The organism is Pseudomonas sp. GV105 (genome assembly GCF_003058185.1).
Lineage (GTDB): Bacteria > Pseudomonadota > Gammaproteobacteria > Pseudomonadales > Pseudomonadaceae > Aquipseudomonas > Aquipseudomonas veronii.
This window is the reverse complement of sequence record NZ_QBUF01000004.1, coordinates 360,629-379,667: the sequence shown is the minus strand read 5'-3', so window position 1 is coordinate 379,667 and position 19,039 is coordinate 360,629. Positions and strand designations below refer to the sequence as shown.

Annotated in this window: 16 protein-coding genes; 8 read left to right on the top strand and 8 right to left on the bottom strand. The window is 62.3% G+C overall.

The features are described from left to right. Positions 1-24: 24 nt before the first annotated feature. The 5 genes from cobA to C8K66_RS10170 all read right to left on the bottom strand — a co-directional run bounded on the left by cobA (position 25) and on the right by C8K66_RS10170 (position 5,727). Positions 25-768, bottom strand: a complete 744-nt coding sequence (gene cobA / locus C8K66_RS10190) for a uroporphyrinogen-III C-methyltransferase (RefSeq protein WP_108524767.1) — start codon at positions 766-768, stop codon at positions 25-27. A 26-nt stretch (positions 769-794) separates the two neighbouring features. Further along, positions 795-2,465 carry a bifunctional protein-serine/threonine kinase/phosphatase gene (locus C8K66_RS10185; RefSeq protein ID WP_108524765.1) on the bottom strand — a complete coding sequence of 557 codons (1,671 nt, stop codon included), beginning with the start codon at positions 2,463-2,465 and terminating at the stop codon, positions 795-797. Beyond that, positions 2,465-3,676, bottom strand: a complete 1,212-nt coding sequence (locus tag C8K66_RS10180; RefSeq protein ID WP_017845214.1) for a NarK/NasA family nitrate transporter — start codon at positions 3,674-3,676, stop codon at positions 2,465-2,467. Before C8K66_RS10180 ends, C8K66_RS10185 begins: the two co-directional genes overlap by 1 nt. A 235-nt stretch (positions 3,677-3,911) precedes the next feature. Then, positions 3,912-4,487 (bottom strand): ANTAR domain-containing response regulator, encoded by a 576-nt coding sequence (locus C8K66_RS10175; protein WP_046382429.1) that lies wholly within the window; start codon positions 4,485-4,487, stop codon positions 3,912-3,914. A gap of 13 nt (positions 4,488-4,500) precedes the next feature. After that, positions 4,501-5,727, bottom strand: coding sequence for a CmpA/NrtA family ABC transporter substrate-binding protein (locus C8K66_RS10170; RefSeq protein ID WP_108524763.1), 1,227 nt, complete (start codon positions 5,725-5,727; stop codon positions 4,501-4,503). Positions 5,728-6,000: 273 nt separating this feature from the next. Here C8K66_RS10170 and sctC point away from each other — a divergent pair, with 273 nt between their 5' ends. The 5 genes from sctC to C8K66_RS10145 all read left to right on the top strand — a co-directional run bounded on the left by sctC (position 6,001) and on the right by C8K66_RS10145 (position 9,827). Further along, entirely contained in the window at positions 6,001-7,467 is a 1,467-nt protein-coding gene (gene sctC, locus C8K66_RS10165; RefSeq protein ID WP_108524761.1) for a type III secretion system outer membrane ring subunit SctC, read from the top strand. A 14-nt stretch (positions 7,468-7,481) separates the two neighbouring features. After that, on the top strand, positions 7,482-7,697 hold the full coding sequence (locus tag C8K66_RS10160) for a FliM/FliN family flagellar motor switch protein (protein WP_017845218.1): 216 nt from the start codon (positions 7,482-7,484) through the stop codon (positions 7,695-7,697). 168 nt (positions 7,698-7,865) lie between these two features. Continuing rightward, on the top strand, positions 7,866-8,243 hold the full coding sequence (locus C8K66_RS10155) for a winged helix-turn-helix domain-containing protein (protein ID WP_057003808.1): 378 nt from the start codon (positions 7,866-7,868) through the stop codon (positions 8,241-8,243). Positions 8,244-8,250: 7 nt separating this feature from the next. Continuing rightward, complete coding sequence (locus C8K66_RS10150; protein WP_108524759.1) at positions 8,251-8,712, top strand: transglycosylase SLT domain-containing protein; 462 nt, start codon at positions 8,251-8,253, stop codon at positions 8,710-8,712. Positions 8,713-8,798: 86 nt separating this feature from the next. Next, the gene (locus C8K66_RS10145) at positions 8,799-9,827 is read left to right on the top strand and encodes a quinone-dependent dihydroorotate dehydrogenase (protein ID WP_108524757.1); all 1,029 of its coding nucleotides are present in this window, start codon (positions 8,799-8,801) and stop codon (positions 9,825-9,827) included. Positions 9,828-9,951: 124 nt separating this feature from the next. Here C8K66_RS10145 and rmf read toward each other — a convergent pair whose 3' ends face one another. After that, the gene (rmf, locus tag C8K66_RS10140) at positions 9,952-10,167 is read right to left on the bottom strand and encodes a ribosome modulation factor (RefSeq protein WP_002553055.1); all 216 of its coding nucleotides are present in this window, start codon (positions 10,165-10,167) and stop codon (positions 9,952-9,954) included. Between the two features lie 530 nt (positions 10,168-10,697). Here rmf and rlmKL point away from each other — a divergent pair. Further along, positions 10,698-12,968 (top strand): bifunctional 23S rRNA (guanine(2069)-N(7))-methyltransferase RlmK/23S rRNA (guanine(2445)-N(2))-methyltransferase RlmL, encoded by a 2,271-nt coding sequence (gene rlmKL, locus C8K66_RS10135; protein WP_017845222.1) that lies wholly within the window; start codon positions 10,698-10,700, stop codon positions 12,966-12,968. A 138-nt stretch (positions 12,969-13,106) separates the two neighbouring features. After that, on the top strand, positions 13,107-15,491 hold the full coding sequence (locus tag C8K66_RS10130; protein WP_108524755.1) for a diguanylate cyclase: 2,385 nt from the start codon (positions 13,107-13,109) through the stop codon (positions 15,489-15,491). Positions 15,492-15,548: 57 nt separating this feature from the next. Here C8K66_RS10130 and dacB read toward each other — a convergent pair whose 3' ends face one another. Then, positions 15,549-17,009, bottom strand: a complete 1,461-nt coding sequence (dacB, locus tag C8K66_RS10125) for a D-alanyl-D-alanine carboxypeptidase/D-alanyl-D-alanine-endopeptidase (protein WP_046382437.1) — start codon at positions 17,007-17,009, stop codon at positions 15,549-15,551. 237 nt (positions 17,010-17,246) lie between these two features. On the opposite strand from dacB, the gene C8K66_RS10120 reads away from it, so the two are divergent. Beyond that, the gene (locus C8K66_RS10120; RefSeq protein ID WP_046382438.1) at positions 17,247-17,591 is read left to right on the top strand and encodes a YggL family protein; all 345 of its coding nucleotides are present in this window, start codon (positions 17,247-17,249) and stop codon (positions 17,589-17,591) included. 37 nt (positions 17,592-17,628) lie between these two features. Here C8K66_RS10120 and C8K66_RS10115 read toward each other — a convergent pair whose 3' ends face one another. Then, the gene (locus tag C8K66_RS10115; RefSeq protein ID WP_046382439.1) at positions 17,629-18,819 is read right to left on the bottom strand and encodes a benzoate/H(+) symporter BenE family transporter; all 1,191 of its coding nucleotides are present in this window, start codon (positions 18,817-18,819) and stop codon (positions 17,629-17,631) included. Between the last annotated feature and the right edge of the window lie 220 nt (positions 18,820-19,039).

Sequence of the window (19,039 nt, the reverse complement as noted above, 5' to 3'; positions counted from 1 at the left end):
GTTTTTTTTCGCCTGGGGTTTGCCTCAGGCGCTGGCTGCCGCTGCGACGTTCGCTGCTTGCGAGGTGGCGGCGACACTGCCGATCACCAGGATCGCCGGGCTCTTCAGGGCGAACGCCTGTGCATCCTCGTGCATCTGCGACAAATGGCTACGGCACTCCCGCTGCTGCGGCAATGAGGCATTTTCGATCATTGCCACGGGCATATCCGCGGCCATCCCGCCTTCCAGCAACTGCTGACGAAGCTCTTCCAGCTTCGCCACCCCCATATAGATCACCAGCGTCGTCCCGCCTTCCGCCAGCGCGCGCCAATTAAGGCTGCTGTCGTCCTGGGTGTGCGCTGTGACCAGCGTCACGCCGCGGCTGACACCACGCAAGGTCAGTGGAATCGCGCAGTTCGTCGCGCCCGCCAGCCCGGCTGTGATCCCGTTGACCAACTCGACTTCGACGCCGCGTTCGCGCAGCCACATCGCCTCTTCGCCACCGCGCCCGAAAATGCACGGGTCGCCGCCCTTGAGCCGTACCACGCACTTGCCCTGGCGGGCGTAGCGCAACATCAGGCGGTGGATGAAGTCCTGCGGCGTTGAGCGGCAGCCCCCACGTTTACCGACGGTGATCACCCGCGCTGCCGCGCAGTGTTCCAGTACCTGCGGGTTGACCAGATCATCGATCAGCACCACATCGGCGCAGTTCATCGCCCGAACCGCCTTGAGGGTCAACAGCTCCGGGTCGCCAGGGCCCGCGCCCACCAGCCAGACTTTTGCGTTCATGTGTTTTCCCTCGTCTAGAGATGACGTCAGCGGTGAAAGAGTAAGTAAAGAAGCGCCAGATTGATCAGCATCGAGAGCAACCCCAGGGTGCGCCAGACCTTCAAGGGTTCCCGCTCCAACAACGGCCGGGGGCGGACACTCAGTTCCCGTCGGTCTGCCTGCTCCAGCACCAGCAGCCATTCTTCGGCGGTTTCATAGCGTTGTGCAGGTTGAGCCGCCACCGCGCGCTCGAGGCTGAGCGGTAACCAGTCCGGCAGGTCGGGGCGGTAGCGGCTGGCGCTGACCGGTTGGGTGAATCTGGGCCGTTGGAAAGCCTCAATTTCACCGTAGGGGTAATGCCCAGTCAGCAAGTAATACAGGCTGACACCTACGCTGTATAAGTCTTGTTGGGCTGTGGGACGGTCGCCCTGGAACGCTTCGGGCGCGATAAAGCTTGGTGTGCCGGGCAGTACATGCGCGCGATCCTCGGAGAGACCCGGGCAGTAGGCCAGGCCGAAATCCAGTACGCGCAACTCACCATCGTCACCCAGCAGCAGGTTCTCCGGTTTGATGTCACGGTGCAGTATTTGCCGACGATGCAACAGACCCACCGCCCGCAGTAAACGTTCGGCCACGAATTGCCATTGCGCCAGGGGCAATGGGCCCTGTTGCAGGAATAATTGCGCCAGGGTTTGCCCCGGATATTCACGCATCACGTAGTACAAGTGCTGACGCCCGCTGGCCGCGTGGACTTCAGGAAACGCGCGCCCGGCCACCCGCCGCAGAAACCATTCCTCCGACAGCAAGGCTTGACCGGCGTCGTTGTCATCGTCACGGCTGAGGGGCAGGGTTTTCAGCAACCAGGGTTGCTGCTGGGCATCGCGGACCCGGTACAGCAACGACTGGCGGCTCTGCGCCAATACGCTTTCCACCTGCCAGCCTTCGAACTGTTGCCCGGCTTTCAGCGCGGGTGGCAGCGGCCATTGCTGCAATTGCACCAGCGCGTCGCCCAGGGTCGCGGCGCCGAGTTTATCGATGCGTACCAGCAGGGCACTGGCGTTGTCCTGGCTGCCGGCCAGGTGTGCGGCGGTGACCAGGGTGTGTACCGCCAGATCGAGGTCGGTCTGCTCGCGCAGGATCGCACTGATGCTGTGATCACCCAAAGTCGCCCACACGCCGTCGCTGAGCAGCAGGAAGCATTCGCCCTCGCGCAATTGGCCGTCGAGAAAATCCAGCACCAGGTGTTGATCCAGGCCGAGCGCGCGCTTGAGCACATGCTGCATGCCCGGCTGTTCCCATACATGATCTTCGCTGATGCGCTGCAATTCGCCGTCCAGCCAGCGATACGCCCGGCAATCGCCGACGTGGGCCAAGGTGAAGCGTTGCCCGCGAAACACCAGGGCACTGAGGGTGGTCAGCAACGGCTGGCCACCGCCATTGGCCCGCAGCCAGCGATTCTGCGCGAGCAATAGACGTTCGAGCGCCTGGGCCACACCCCAGGTTTGCGGCGTGGCGTAATAGTCCAGGGCCAGCGCCTGCAAGGTCGAGCGTGCGGCCAGACCGCCGTCGGCGCATTGGCTGACACCGTCGGCGATGGCGCACAGGTAACCCTTGCTCGCGGCCAGCTCCGCCAGGGGCGTGACCACACGCAGGGCGTCCTGGTTCTCGGCGCGCGGGCCGATGGCGCTGGCCTGGGCGACGCTCAGGTGCAGGCTCATCAGACGCGCGCGGCGGTCACGGCAGCCGAGCCCCAGGTGGTTCTCCAGCGGCGCTTGACGCCGTGCAGGCCGAACCAGGCCAGTACGCCAAGGCTGGCGAACAACCACAGGGCCAGTTGATAGCTGCCGGTGCTTTGTTTGATCGCACCCATGCCTGCTGCCAGGGCGAAACCGCCGATACCGCCGGCCATGCCGATCAGGCCGGTCATTACGCCGATCTCGCGGCGGAAACGCTGGGGCACCAACTGGAACACCGCGCCATTACCGGCGCCAAGGCCGAGCATGGTGCAGACGAACAGTGCCAGGGCCGCGTAGGAGCTGGGCAAGTTGAAACCCACCGCAGCGATGCAGATCGCCGCCACGCTGTACATGCCCAGCAACGTGCGAATCCCGCCGAATCGGTCGGCCAGGGCGCCGCCGAGTGGGCGCATCAGGCTACCGCCGAACACGCAGGCGGCGGTGTAGTAGCCGGCGGTCACCGGGCTCAGGCCGTATTGGTCGTTGAAGTAGCCGGGCAGGGCGCTGGCCAGGCCGATAAAGCCGCCGAAGGTCACGCTGTAGAAAAACATGAACCACCAGCTGTCACGGTCGCCGAGGGCCTTGAAGTAATCGGCCATGGATTTGGCCTTCGGGCGTTCGGGGGCATTGCGCGCAAGCCAGGCGAAGATGATCAGGGTCAGGATCAACGGAATCAGGGCGAAACCGAACACATTGCTCCAGCCGAACGCCGCTGCAAGCACCGGTGCCAATATGGCTGCGAACACAGTGCCCGAGTTGCCGGCGCCGGCGATGCCCATGGCTTTGCCCTGGTGCTCCGCGGGATACCACTGGGACGCCAACGGTAGGGCGACCGCGAAGGACGCTCCGGCCATCCCCAGGCACAGCCCCAGCAACAGGGCTTGTTCATAGCTGTGGATGCCGAGTTTCCAGGCGCCGAAGAGTGCGGCGATCACAATCACCTGGCCGATCAGCCCGGCGGTCTTGGGCGAGAGTCTGTCCGCCAGCATGCCCATCAGAAAACGCAGCACTGCGCCTGCCAGGATGGGGGTCGCCACCACCAGACCGCGTTGTTGCGTGGTCAGGTGCAGGTCGGCGGCGATCTGCACCGCCAGCGGGCCCAGTAGGTACCAGACCATGAAGCTCAGGTCGAAATACAGGAACGCGGCAAACAGGGTCGGGGTGTGCCCGGATTTCCAGAAGCTTGATTTCATCACGCACCTCAACGGTTGGGAGTCTTGTAAGAAGGCCTGGTGATGGAACAGCCGGCTACGGCCGCCCCACCGGCCCCGTGTCAAAGGGCCAAAACAAAAAAACGCCGCCACCGGGTCCGCGAGGGCAAACCGGGTGTGCGACGTCTTTGTCGTGAAGGGGCAACCGCCGTTGGTTACCTGTGTTGAATACTTAGCAAGTCCTGGGCCAATCTGCCGTAGCCGCTGTCGAGGAGGGTTAGCCCAGCAACTCGCTCATGGCGATGATCTGCTCCGCCACCTGGATCAGTTTCTGCTGGCGGCTCATGGCCTGGCGGCGCATCAGGGTGTAGGCCTCTTCCTCGTTGCAGTTCTTCATTTTCATCAGCATGCCTTTGGCCAGTTCGATGCGCTTGCGCTCGGCCAGCTGTTGATCGCGGGCCTGCAGCTGGGCGCGTAGAGCCTGGTCGCTTTCGAAGCGGGCCATGGCCACGTCGAGGATCGGCTGCAGGCGTTGGGCCTGGATACCTTCGACAATGTAGGCGCTGACGCCGGATTTGATGGCCTGGCGCATGACGTCCGGGTCGTGCTCGTCGGTAAACATCACGATCGGATGCGGTCGGTCGCGGCTGACCAGCACCACTTGCTCCATCACATCGCGGCCGGGTGACTCGGTATCGATCAGGATTACGTCCGGCCGCACCGTTTCGACGCGCGCAGGCAGATCGATGGTCAGGCCCGACTCATCGATCACCTCAAACCCGGCCTCGGTCAGTGCCGCCTTGAGGCGCCCGACCTTGCGCGGTGTGTCGTTGATCAACAGGATTCGCAACATATCGGTCCTCCTGTCAGCGCAAGGCGTGGCGGCTGGTGTGGTCGGCCAGGGCATGCAGGCGGAAGCTGCGGGCGTAGGCGGCGGGGGCGGAGCCATCCCAGATCTTGCCGTCGATCAGTTGGCTGCTGCGCATGTCCTGGGCGTTCGCGGTGACGCCGACGGCATCGGCTGCCTGGCGATACAGCTCCAGTTGCTGCACTTGGCGGGCAATGCCGAGGTAGTCCGGGTCTTCGCGCAACAGGCCCCAGCGGCGAAACTGGGTCATGAACCACATGCCGTCGGAGAGGTAGGGCACGTTCACCTCGCCATCGGCGAAAAAGCGCAGTGCGTGGGGATCTTGCCACTGGTTGCCAAGCCCATCGTCGTAAGTCCCGAGCAGACGCGGCTCGATGCAGTCGAGTGGCGCGTCGAGGTACTCGCGGGCGCTGAGCAGCTGCGCGGTGGAACGGCGGTTTTCTTGGCTCGCCTCGATAAAGCGGCTGGCCTCCAGAATCGCCATCACCAGTACGCGGGCGGTGTTGGGGTATTGGTCGACGAACGCTTGGGTGCAGCCGAGCACCTTTTCCGGGTGGTCCGGCCAGATCGCCTGGCTGGTCGCCAGGGTGAAGCCCTGGTTCTGCTTCACCGCACTGGCGCTCCAGGGTTCACCGACACAAAAACCGTCGATGCGCCCGGCCAATAGGTGCGCCACCATTTGCGGCGGCGGTACCACCACACTGTTCACATCCTGCAATGGATGGATACCTTGGCTCGCCAGCCAGTAATACAGCCACATGGCGTGGGTGCCTGTGGGAAACGTCTGGGCGAAGGTCAGTTTTGTTCGGCTTTGGTGCACGTGGCGATCCAGTGCCTCAGGAGTGACCACCCCTTGCTGTTGCAGGTCGTGGGACAGGTTGATGCTCTGCCCGTTCTGGTTCAGCCCCATCAGTACCGCCATATCGGTGGCGGCCACGCCGCCGATGCCCAGGTGTACGGCGTAGATCAGCCCATACAGGCTGTGGGCGGCATCCAGTTCGCCGCTGACCAGTTTGTCGCGCAGGTTGGCCCACGACGACTGACGCTTGAGGTTCAGTGTCAAGCCATAGGGTTGCGCGAAGCCCTGGGTGGCCGCGACCACCAGCGAGGCGCAGTCGCTCAAGGCCATGAAGCCCAGGTCGAGGCTGCTCTTTTCCGGGGCGTCACTGCCGTTGACCCAGGCCAGCGGGTCGTTTATCGGGCTGTTGCCGTCCGAATCGTTCATCAACACCTACCTTTTCGTTCAAAAAAAAGCGTCGCTCCCTCAGATGGCGGCGCGAGCCATTGCGGGTAACGACGCCTTTGTCCGTAAGCCCGCTCCGACGTTGGCGCGCGCTCTGATACAGAGTGCATAGCAAGGCACATGCCACGGGCGGAACGGCGCGCTACGCCGTCAACTTTCCATCAAGATTGAAACGCCACAGGCTTTCAGTATGGCCGCTTCCCTATGCCAGACTGCCCAGGAAACCCCACGGTGTACGCTGATTCTCCGACAACGATGGCCGCCCATCGGCTGTGCCGCTGGCTGTTTTACGCGGTGTTGATGCTGGGCTGTGCGTCTGCCCGGGGTGAGACTTACCAGGCGCGGGACGAAAGCCTGCACACGTTTTTCAGCGCGTTGTCGCTGCCTCTCGGCCTGCCGGTCGTTGTCAGCCGGGCGGCGGCTCGGCAACGCGTTGACGGAACCTACGATTTCAGCCGGGCGCAGCAGGTGCTGGAGGCGGTAGCCGAGCAGCATCACCTGATCTGGTACAGCGACGGGCAGGTGCTCTACCTCTACGCAGCAGATGAAGCGAAGAGCTCGGCGGTGACGCTGCGGCATATTTCCGTCTCAAGGCTGCGCGAGTTCATGCGTCGCTCGGGGCTCGATGAGTCCCGCTACCCGCTGCGGGAGAGCGGGGGCCGGATGTTCTATGTGTCCGGGCCGGCGAACTATGTCGACCAGGTGCTGCACCTTACGCAATTGATGGACCGCCAGCGGGCCGCGCTCCGTGTGGGCCAGCAGGCGTTTGGCGTGGTGCAGGTGCTCAATACCCATGTGGCGGACCGCGAGTACGTGATGGGCGAGGAAAAGGTCAATGTGCCGGGCATGGCGTCGCTGATCGAGACCGTGCTTTCCCGCGAACAACAGGCCCCCGCGCAACGGCCGCCCGGCTTGCTGGCCGACAAGAGCCTGGCCGTGATTCCTTACCCGGATACCAACAGCCTGCTGATCAAGGGCAAGCCTGCCCAGGTGCGTTTTATCGAACAATTGGTGGCGGAGCTGGATGTGCCCAAGCGCGCCATCGAGGTTTCGCTGTGGCTGGTGGACGTGGACCGTGACGAACTGAAGAAAATCGACCAGGCCTGGGCCGAGGAAACCCACACATCAACTTCGGCGACCCGGGTGCTGGAGCCGTTGGAGGACAATCGCCTGATGGCGCAGATCGCCGTGCTGGAGCGACGACGGCGCGCGCGGGTGGTGACACTGCCGGTGATTCTCACCCAGGAGAACGTTCCTGCGGTGTTCCAGGATAACCACACACTCTACGTGCCGGGGCCCGCCGTCGCTCGCACCGACTGGAAACCCATACGCTATGGCACCCAGGTCAGCGCGTTGCCGCGGTTTGCCGAGGCGAACGAGATCGAGATGCTGCTGAGCCTTGAGGATGACCGCCAGATGGGCGAGGCGGGGCGGCGTCAGAAAATGACCGCAGTCGGGCGGGTCAGCGTCAGCAGTGTCGTTCGGATGCCGCAGGGGAAACGCCTGTGGTTGGGCGGGTTTCGCCGGGATGTTGATGCGCAGGGGCGTGCCACTGCGCCTGGCCAGCGTGCCGAAGTACGGCTGTTTGTGATTCAGGCCCGGGCCGTGGGCAACGAGCTCAAGACCCTGGATGGCACCGTCGGGCCGCCACCGCTGACTCAGCCGCAATACGAACGGGTGCACCGTGCGTTTGTGCGGTCGATTCGCGATGTCGATCAATGAGGTAGGCGCTCGTCATGCATCTGGAAATTCTTTTGCAGGAACAACTGATCACGCGCAAGCGGCTGGCGTTGTTTGCACCGGGGAAAGTGCTGCCGCTGGCACCGGAGGTCATCCATTGCGTGGAAGTGCGCGTCAACGGTCAGTTACTGGCTCTGGGCGAGCTGGTGCAGTTGGAAGACCGCCTGGGGGTTGAGCTGCTTGAGGTCTACCAGGAGTGGGTATCGCCTTAGTTATCAGTTCCAGTGAGATTTCTTACAAGGCGATTCCGGAAAGCCCTGCTGATATGGGCTTTCTCCTAGGGTGGCTCGGGGAGGCTTTTTTTATAGTCGTGCAGTCGGCGTATGCGCCATTTCTGGAAATCAGGATTTCAATGTCAGTGGTTGGATGCAGAGGTGTGTATGGCCGTGGTGAATGATGGAGGGATGACGATTTCCCTGGTCTTTGGCCGCTGGACCCTGCATGGCGATGGACGCTTGACCGGCGAGGACGCGGATATCCAGTTGCCGCCCAAGGAATGGCAAGTGCTGCGCTTGTTGTTGGTGTCCGGTGGTGCGCTGATGACCAAAGACTGTTTGCTTGAAATGGCTTGGCGCCAGGGGGAGGTGTCGGAGGAATCGCTGACACGCTGCATTTATTCGTTGCGTAAACATCTGCGCGCCGACAAAGGGTTTATCAAGACGATCTATGGCAGGGGCTATCGCTTTACATGCCCGGTGCGGCCAGCCGAGCGCGCCTCGTTGCAGCCTATCGATGTTTGTTCGGCCTGTGGCAGGTAGCCCCGGGATGCGCAATGCGTGGCGCAAGGGCCTGTTGCTGGTGGTGCTGATGGGCAGCAATAAGGCGCTGGCGTATTGTTGGGACGAGGTGGCCAGTCGCTACGATCTTGAGCCGGAATTGCTGCAGGCCATTGCCGCCGTAGAGTCGGGTTACCGTGCGGGCGCGATGAATTACAACAATCGCAACGGCACCCGCGATATCGGCCTGATGCAGATCAACAGCATTCACTTGCCCCGCTTGCTCAAACTAGGCATCACCGAAGACCGGCTGTTGAGTGAGCCGTGCCTGTCAATAGAGGTCGGGGCCTCGATTCTTGCCGAGTTCGTTCAGCGCTTCGGCTATAACTGGACGGCCATCGGCGCCTATAACGCAGGCCCGGGGCCTGGTCCACAGCGTGAGGCGTTGCGCTTGCAGTACGCACAGAAGGTCTGGGCCCGTTACGAAGCGTTGGTCGCGCATCGCTACTGACGATTGGGCGGCACGCCTCGCACGCAGGCCGCCAGCCCGGCTATAATCGCCGCCACTTATCGCCGCCATCCGAGTCTAGCCCGCCCATGTATACCCTGGCCCGCCAGCTGTTGTTCAAACTCTCCCCGGAGACTTCCCATGATCTGTCCCTGGACCTGATCGGTGCCGGTGGCCGCCTGGGGCTCAATGGCCTGGTATGCAAGGCACCGGCGAAAATGCCGGTTTCGGTGATGGGGCTCGACTTTCCCAACCCGGTCGGGCTGGCTGCCGGCCTGGACAAGAACGGTACGGCCATCGATGGCTTTGCGCAGTTGGGTTTCGGTTTCGTCGAAATCGGCACCGTGACCCCGCGCCCTCAACCGGGCAACCCCAAGCCGCGCATCTTTCGCCTGCCGGAGGCCGAGGCGATCATCAACCGCATGGGCTTCAACAACCTCGGTGTCGATCACCTGCTGTCGCGGGTCCAGGCGGCGAAGTACAAGGGCGTCCTCGGGATCAACATCGGCAAGAATTTCGATACGCCGGTGGAGCGCGCGGTGGATGACTACCTGATCTGCCTGGACAAGGTCTACGCCCACGCCAGCTACGTCACGGTGAACGTCAGCTCGCCCAACACCCCGGGCCTGCGTAGCCTGCAGTTCGGTGACTCCCTCAAGCAATTGCTCGAAGCCTTGCGCCTGCGCCAGGAAGACCTCGCCGTGCGCCATGGCAAGCGTGTGCCGTTGGCGATCAAGATCGCCCCGGACATGACGGATGAAGAAACCGTGCTGGTCGCCCAGGCCCTGGTGGAGTCAGGCATGGATGCGGTGATTGCCACCAACACCACCCTCAGCCGTGTCGGCGTTGAAGGCCTGGCCCATGGCGACGAGGCGGGCGGCTTGTCGGGCGCTCCAGTGCGTGACAAGAGCACGCACATCGTCAAGGTGCTGGCCGCCGAGCTGGCCGGGCGTTTGCCGATCATCGCGGTCGGCGGTATCACCGAAGGCAAGCAAGCGGCCGAGAAGATCGCCGCTGGTGCGAGCCTGGTGCAGCTGTATTCCGGCTTTATCTACAAAGGCCCGGCGCTGATTCGCGAGGCGGTGGACGCGATTGCGGCATTGCCCAAAAAGGCCTGACACACGCCCAATAAAAAGGGCTCCTCAAGAGGAGCCCCTGGGCCGAAGCCCGCCGCCTGGATAGGGCGTGCGTGGTTAAGTCGTTAGCTATATTCGTGCTGGTGTCGGAATTGAATGCCCTTGATTAGCCGACCGCGTGAAGTTCGTTGAGTCTGTGGATGCCCGCAGTGCCTGTCATACCGTCCCAGTTGTCGCCGCGTCCTTCTCGCCAGCCGTTGATCCAGGCTTGGCGTACCGACGGTAGAGTAAATGGGCAAAGCTCACGGGATTTGCCATGAACGCCGTATTGATATCCGCGTAAAAATGCTCTTTCCAACGGATCACGCTTAAGTCTTCTCATAGGGTGTTTCCCTCACTTGTTGACTGTCTTGATATCCTTCGGCCTCGTCTGAGGCCGGGCAGAGTTTTTCTGCCGTTGGTGCGGCCCGCTGCCGGCGTGGCGAGCCAATGTGCCAGTGCCGTTGTGGCGCTGACCTGTGTTGAGTTCTAACCAATAGGTCACATGGATTCAATGATCGTTTTGTCATAAGCACGTAACAATAACGATGTTATAGCCATAAGCTGGGATGGCTTTTCGCCCCTTTTATTGGGCAAAGCCGGCTATGATGTGCCTTACGAAGAGAATGGCTTAATCCCTTGCTGAAAAAGCCCGCCCGTTGCAGTCGGTTATTATTCGACGAAGGGTCTGAATATTTCTTTTTGTTGCATAACTTATCTCTCTGCCCCGTCAATCAAGGCCCACAGGCCCGCCAGACGGGGTGGGACGGCACATTCGTGCCACGCGGGCACTCTTCAAGAAAAGTGCTTGATTGAAAACCGAGCCGGCGATGCGTCGCCCGTTCATTTATTGCTGAAAAGCCTGGATTGCCCATGTCGGACCGTTTTGAACTCTTCCTCACCTGCCCCAAGGGCCTCGAAGGCCTGCTGATCGAGGAAGCCGTCGGGCTTGGCCTTGAGGAAGCCCGCGAGCACACCTCGGCCGTGCGCGGCATGGCCGACATGGAAACCGCCTACCGCCTGTGCCTCTGGTCGCGCCTGGCCAACCGCGTGTTGCTGGTCCTCAAGCGCTTCCCGATGAAGGACGCCGAAGACCTCTACCATGGCGTGCTGGATATCGACTGGGCCGATCACATGGTCCCGGACGGCAGCCTGGCGGTGGAGTTCAGCGGTCACGGCTCGGGCATCGACAACACCCACTTCGGCGCGCTGAAGGTCAAGGATGCGATTGTCGACAAGCTGCGCACCCCGACCGGCGAGCGTCCGTCCATCGACAAGATCAACCCGGACCTGCGCATCCACCTGCGCCTGGACCGTGGCGAAGCGATTCTCTCCCTCGACCTGTCCGGCCACAGCCTGCACCAGCGCGGTTACCGCCTGCAGCAGGGCGCGGCACCGTTGAAGGAAAACCTCGCTGCAGCCATCCTGATCCGTGCCGGCTGGCCGCGCATCGCTGCGGAAGGCGGCGCGTTGACCGACCCGATGTGCGGCGTCGGCACCTTCCTGGTGGAAGGCGCGATGATCGCCGCCGATATGGCGCCCAACCTCAATCGCGAACTGTGGGGTTTCACCACCTGGCTCGGTCACGTCCCGGCGTTGTGGAAGAAACTGCACACCGAGGCCAGCGAGCGCGCTGCCATCGGCATGAACAAGCCGCCGTTGTGGATTCGTGGCTACGAAGCCGATCCGCGCTTGATCCAGCCTGCTCGCAACAACATCGAGCGTGCCGGTCTCAGCCATTGGATCAAGGTGTACCAGGGCGAAGTCGGCACGTTCGAGCCGCGCCCGGACCAGAACCAGAAAGGCCTGGTGATCTGCAACCCGCCCTACGGCGAGCGGCTGGGCGACGAAGCGAGCCTGTTGTACCTCTACCAGAACCTCGGCGAGCGTCTGCGCCAGGCGTGCATGGGCTGGGAGGCGGCGGTGTTCACCGGCGCGCCGGACCTGGGCAAGCGCATGGGCATCCGCAGTCACAAGCAGTATTCGTTCTGGAACGGCGCTTTGCCGTGCAAATTGCTGCTGATCAAGGTCAACCCGGACCAGTTCGTCACCGGCGAGCGCCGCACCCCGGAGCAGCGCCAGGCCGAACGTGAACAAGCCGCCTACGACCAGGCCCCGACCGAGCCGCAAGAGCGTCAGTACAACAAGAACGGCAACCCGATCAAACCTGCACCGGCGCCGGCCCCTGTGGTCGAACAGGCGCGCCTGAGCGAAGGCGGGCAGATGTTTGCCAACCGCCTGCAAAAGAACCTCAAGCAACTGGGCAAGTGGGCCAAGCGTGAGGGCGTGGATTGCTACCGCGTCTACGATGCCGACATGCCGGAATATTCCATGGCCATCGACCTGTATCACGATTGGGTCCACGTGCAGGAATACGCCGCGCCGAAATCCATCGACCCGGAAAAAGCCTCCGCGCGCATGTTCGACGCATTGGCGGCCATTCCCCAGGCGCTGAACATCGACAAGAGCCGCGTGGTGGTCAAGCGCCGCGAGCGTCAGAGCGGCACCAAGCAGTACGAACGCCAGAGCGCCCAGGGTAAGTTTACCGAGGTCAGCGAAGGCGGCGTGAAGCTGCTGGTCAACCTCACCGACTACCTCGACACCGGCCTGTTCCTCGACCACCGGCCGATGCGTATGCGTATCCAGAAAGAGGCGGCCGGCAAGCGTTTCCTCAACCTGTATTGCTACACCGCCACCGCCAGCGTGCATGCGGCCAAGGGCGGCGCGCGCACCACGACCAGCGTCGACCTGTCCAAGACCTACCTGGACTGGGCGCGCCGCAACTTCTCCCTCAACGGTTTCTCCGACAAGAACCGCCTGGAGCAGGGTGATGTGATGGCGTGGCTGGAAGCCAGTCGCGATGAGTTCGACCTGATCTTCATCGACCCGCCGACCTTCTCCAACTCCAAGCGCATGGAAGGGATCTTCGACGTGCAGCGCGACCACGTGCAACTGCTCGACCTCGCCATGGCGCGCCTGGCACCGGGCGGCGTGCTGTACTTCTCGAACAACTTCCGCAAGTTCGTGCTTGAGGACAACCTCAGCGAACGCTACGCGGTCGAGGAAATCAGCGACAAGACCCTCGATCCGGATTTTGCGCGTAACGCGAAGATCCATCGGGCCTGGAAAATCACTGCTCGCTGATTGCTCCACCCATCAGCCGCAAGCCTGGAATTATCCGGTCTTGCGGCTTTTTTACGCTGGTCAAACGGAGGGCCGCTCGCTATAACTAAATGTCCGGCCAAAGTGATCCCCCACACGCTGGCGTTGTGAGTGTTGCCTATGCCGTTGCAAGCCGTTCGCCCGAAGATCCTAGGTTTTATCAATGAGCAGGTATCGGCTTGGTTGATGGCATTGGTGGTGTTTCTGGGCGGTAGCGCTTTGACGATCATCGTCGCCTGGGCGACATCCGATCTCTATCAACAGCAGGGGCGCCAGCGTTTCCAGCTGTTGGTCAATGAGCGATTCACCCGTCTGCAGGAGCGTTTCGAGGACCAGGAGCAACGCCTGACCAGCCTGCAACGCTTCTTCGTCAATTCCAATGATGTGTCCCGCGACGAGTTCGACGGTTTTGCCCAGCCTTTGCTGCTGCGTTCCCGGGCCTATGCCTGGGCGCCGCGGGTTATGCGTGATCAGCGCGCTCAGTTTGAACAGGACGTATCGCGCCAGCGCGGTCTGCCGTTCAGCATACGGGAACTGAATTCACGCGGTGAGTTGGCCCCGGCGGTGGAGCGCGATGAATACGTGCCGGTCCTGTACAGCCAGACCCGAAGCCTGCTCGGTTCGCCGCTGGGCTTTGACCTGCTGGCCCAGCCGCTGCGGCGCTCGACCCTGGAGCGCGCACAAGCGAGCGGCAAGCTGGCCGTGTCCCAGCCCATGCAGTTGGTGGGGGTGGAACCGGCCTATGCCACCGGGGTGTTATTGGTCGCGCCGGTCGTCTCCCCGGGCGGAACAGAACCCTACGGCTTTGTGATGGCCGTGATCAGCATGCGCCAGTTGATGGCCGACGGCTTGCCCAAGTCGGATCGCGATAATCTGGTGACGCAGATCGTCGACACTTCCGACCAGCAAGGGCGCCTGTTGTACGAATCCAGCAATGCCCTGGCCGACAGCGATCTGATCGCCGCGCGTCGCCTCACCCTCGGCGATCATGTCTACGCCCTGAACCTGCGCCCCAGCCAGGTGTTCGAACAGGGCAACGGCTCGTCGTTGGTCCCGATCCTGGCCGTGGGCGGGCTCTTCAGCCTGTTGCTCAGTGTCTTGCTCTATATGTTGGTCAGCCAGCGTCAGCGCGCCTTGAAACTGGTGGAGCAGCGTACCGTGCAGCTACGCCTGCGCGAGCAGGAACTGCGCAGCGCCCATGGCCAGTTACGCAGTGTGCTGAACGCCGCGACGCAGGTTGCGATCATTGCCACCGACTTGCACGGCGTGATCAACACCTTCAACGCCGGTGCCGAGCAGATGCTGGGGTTCAAGGCCGAGCACATACTCGGCCGCTCGACCCTGGAGAGCCTGCATGTGGCGGCGGAGCTGGATGTGCGTGCGGCGAGTCTGAGCATTGCATTGGGCCGGCGAATCCCGCCGAGCCAGGCGATGCTGGTGGAGAGCCCGGGCAGCCCGCACGAGGCGCGCGAGTGGACCTTGGTGCGCGAGGATGGCAGCCGTTTGACGGTGAATATGTTGGGCACCGTGTTGTTGGATGACCATGGCTTATGGGTCGGGCACCTGGCGATGTACCTGGATGTCACCGAGCAAAAACGCGCCTATGAGGCCCTGGCCGTGCGCGACCGTCTGCTGAAAAAGCTCAGCGCCCATGTCCCGGGCGGGATCTTCCAATTCACTCTGGAACCCCAGGACAAGTGGCGGTTTGTCTACGCCAGTGATGGCATGCGCGATATCTATGAGATCGACACAGGGGTGCTGCAACGGGATGCAACGCAGGTCTTGGAGCGCATCCACCCGCTGGACGTCGAGCGGGTGCGTGCGTCGATCCGCTTATCCGCGCTGCAATTGAGCCACTGGCGCGAAGAGTACCGCGTGCAACTGCCGCAACGGGGCCTGCGCTGGATCCGCGGTGAGGCCACGCCGGAAGAACTGCCGGGCGGCGGTACGCTGTGGCATGGCTATGTGTCGGACATTTCCGATCTCAAGCGCGTGGAAGAAGAACTGCGCGCGCTGTCCATCACCGATGCCCTCACCGGGATCCATAACCGTCGGTATTTCCAGGATCGTCTCAAGGCTGAGATGGTCCGCCTCAATCGCACCTCGGGGGCGTTGTCGGTGATCATGCTGGATATCGATCACTTCAAGCGTATCAACGACCAGTACGGCCATGCGGTCGGCGACGGGGTGTTGCAGGAACTGTGCAAGCGCATCAGCCAGCGTCTGCGCCGCACCGATGTGTTCTGTCGCCTGGGTGGCGAGGAGTTCATGGTGTTGTGCCCCAACACCGACGGCGCCCAGGCCTACGGTTTGGCGATGGAGCTATGGCGGGCGCTGCGCGATGCGCCGATGGGGACGGTGGGAGTCGTCACCGCCAGCTTCGGGGTGGCCAGTTGGCGGGTCGATGAGGGGATCGACGGGTTACTGCTGCGCGCGGATTCGGCGGTGTACGTGGCCAAGCAGGCGGGCAGGGATCGAGTCGAAGCGGAACGCTTGCCGGTGTGAATGTCGAGGTCGTACACAACCTGTGGGCGCGGGTTTGCCCACAGGTTGTGGCGGTGTCTAGAGGACTGGCGCCGCTGCCGCCAGCTTTGGCTGGCGGTACAGGTCCAGCAGCACCTGGTCGAGCACCGACGACGCACCCCACGGCTTCGGATCGTTGAGGATCGCCACCACCACCCAGGTATTGCCGTTGTTGTCGCGGCTGAACCCGGCGATGGCGCGCACGGTGTTCAAGGTACCGGTCTTGACGTGGGCTTCACCGCGCATGGCGGTGGTCTTCAGACGTTTACGCATGGTGCCGTCGGTGCCGGCGATTGGCATCGAGCTGATGTATTCCGCGGCGTAGGGGCTTCTCCACGCGGCTTGCAACATGGCCGCCATCTCACGCGCGCTGACGCGTTCGGCACGGGACAGGCCCGAACCGTTCTCCATCACCAGGTGCGGTGAGGTGATGCCTTTTTTCGCCAGCCACTGGCGTACCACGCGTTGCGCGGCCTTGGCATCGTCGCCGTCGGCGTCGTTGCGGAACTGCGCGCCCAGGCTCAGGAACAACTGCTGGGCCATGGTGTTGTTACTGTATTTGTTGATGTCGCGGATGATTTCCGCCAGGTCCGGCGAGAAGGCCCGCGCCAGTACCTTGGCGTCCTTGGGCACCGGTGCCTGGATGTCACGGCCCTGGATGGTGCCGCCCAACTCCTGCCAGATCGCCCGCACGGCGCCGGCGGTGTACGTGGCGTGGTCGAGCAACGACAAGTAGGTCTGCGAGCTGCAGCCATCGCCCAACTGGCCGCTGACGGTCACGGTGATGCTGCCATCCGCCGCCGTCACCGGGTTGTAGCGCACGTCGCCGGTACATTGCTTGGCGTTGGACGCCTTGACCTGATTGTCGATGCGAATGCTGGCGATCGGCGGCTCGACCGACACGATCACGCGTCCCGAATCGTTGCGGGTCACGAAGCGCAGGGCCTTGAGGTTGACCAGCAAGGCATCGGGCTTGACCAGGAACGGTTTGTTCTCGTCATTGCCGTCGTCATTGAATTCCGGCAGTTGCGGCGGGATAAAGAAGCTACGGTCCAGCACCAGATCGCCGGTGACTTGCTGCACGCCATTGGCCCGCAGGTCGCGCATCAGCAGCCAGAGTTTTTCCATGTTCAGCTTGGGATCGCCGCCGCCCTTGAGGTACAGGTTGCCGCGCAATACACCACCGCTGAGGGTGCCGTCGGTGTAGAACTCGGTCTTCCACTGGTGGTTGGGGCCGAGCATTTCCAGGGCTGCGTAGGTGGTGACCAGCTTCATGGTGGAGGCCGGGTTCACCGAGACGTCGGCATTGAAGACGGTGGGGGTGCCGGGGCCGTTCAACGGCAGCATCACCAGGGACAATGCGGTGTTCTGCAACTTGGCCTTCTGCAGGGCCTGTGCAACGTTGGGTGGCAGGGTGTTATTGATCGGGGCGGCGGTGGCGGAAAAAGCCAGCGGCAGGAGAACGCCGGCAAGGAGCAATGGACGCAAAGATTTGATCATAAGGAATAAAACCCTACTGCTGAGGAGGGTGAAAAAGGCGAGGGGTATGTAAGAAAATCCCTCAGTAGTCATGAAAGTGTCGGCATTATGCCCCAAGCTGGAACCACTTGTAGCTGAACGATAGCTGCTAATCGGGGTTTTTTTTCCAGGCATTTCGCCGCCTGTCCCAGAGAGTCGGGCAATCGCTGCCTTAAGCTGCTAAAGTGCCGCCCGTTATTACTTATGAGGATTGTTCCAATGGCGACTAACCGTTCCCAGCGTCTGCGCAAAAAACTGTGCGTTGATGAATTTCAAGAGCTGGGTTTCGAACTGAACCTGGACTTCAACGAAGGCCTGAGTGAAGAAGCTATCGACGCTTTCCTCGAAGCATTCATCAAAGAAGCCATGGAAGCCAACGGTCTGGGCTATGTCGGCGGCGATGACTACGGTCTGGTTTGCCTGCAGAAGCGTGGCTCGGTCTCCGAAGCGCAGCGTGCTGCCGTTGACGCCTGGCTGAAAACCCGTTCCGAGCTGACCAAGGCTGAAGTCAGCCCGTTGATGGACGTGTGGTATCCGGAAAAGCCGATCAACGCGGCTAAGTGATACTAAACAAAACGGCGACCTGAGGGTCGCCGTTTTTTTATGCCTTGCGCCAGTTCAGAATCAGCAGCGTCAACACCCCCGCCACGATCCCCCAGAACGCCGACCCGATGGAAAACAACGTCAAGCCTGACGCGGTGACCATAAAGGTGATCAGCGCCGCTTCCCGTTCCTTCGGCTCATTCATGGCGATGCTCAAGCCATTGATGATCGAGCCAAACAACGCCAACGCCGCAATCGACAGCACCAGTTCCTTGGGCAATGCTGCGAACAAGGCCGCCAATGTGGCGCCGAACACCCCGGCAATGCCGTAGAACACGCCACACCAGACTGCCGCCGTGTAGCGCTTGTTACGGTCTTCATGGGCGTGGGGCCCGGTGCAGATCGCCGCACTGATCGCCGCCAGGTTGATGCCGTGGGAGCCGAACGGCGCCAACACCAGCGAGGCCAGGCCGGTGACGGTGATCAGCGGCGACGCTGGCACGTTATAGCCGTCGGCGCGCAACACTGCGACGCCCGGCATGTTTTGCGAGGTCATCGCTACCACGAACAGCGGGATGCCGATGCTGATGGTCGCCGCCAGCGAGAAGTGCGGTGTGGTCCAGACCGGCGTTGCCACTTCCAGGTGAAAGCCGCTGAAATCCAGGAGCCCCATCAGCCCGGACAGCACGCTGCCGATCACCAGCGCGGCGAGTACCGCATACCGCGGCGACAGGCGTTTGATGAGCAGGTAGGTGAAAAACATCCCCAGCACCAGGCCGGTGCGATGCTGCGCGGCGACGAAAATCTCGCTGCCGATCTTGAACAGAATCCCCGCCAGCAAGGCCGCCGCCAGCGACGCCGGGATGCGTCTGACCAGTTTTTCGAAGCTGCCGGTCAGCCCGCAGAGCGTCACCAGCACCGCGCAGGTGATGTAGGCGCCGATGGCTTCGCCGTAACTGACGCCGCCGAGGCTGGTGATCAACAGCGCTGCGCCGGGTGTCGACCAGGCAATGGTGATCGGTGTGCGGTAGCGCAGGGACAGGCCGATGCTGCACACCGCCATGCCGATGGAAATCGCCCAGATCCACGAGGAAATCTGCGCGCTGGTCAAACCGGCGGCTTGGCCGGCCTGGAACATGAGCACCAGGGAGCTGGTATAGCCGGTCATCATGGCGATGAAACCGGCGACGATGGCCGAGGGAGAAGTGTCGGCCAGTGGGCGCAAGGGCGCTTGGGTGGCGTCGGTCATGGCGAGGTGTTCCTTTTACCTGGGAGTTTGCCAGTGAAGGCGCAGATTCAAGCCTAAACTCAAACGTAACGACTCATTGCAATACAGCCGGGCTCGCAAACAGCCGTACAGTGTGTTGGCGTATGGGGTTGTGTACAATGTGCGCTGATTTTAGCTGATACTTGCCAGCGCCTCTTTGTTGCCGTATTACCGTTAATTCGCCGCCGTTCTCCCGATCCGA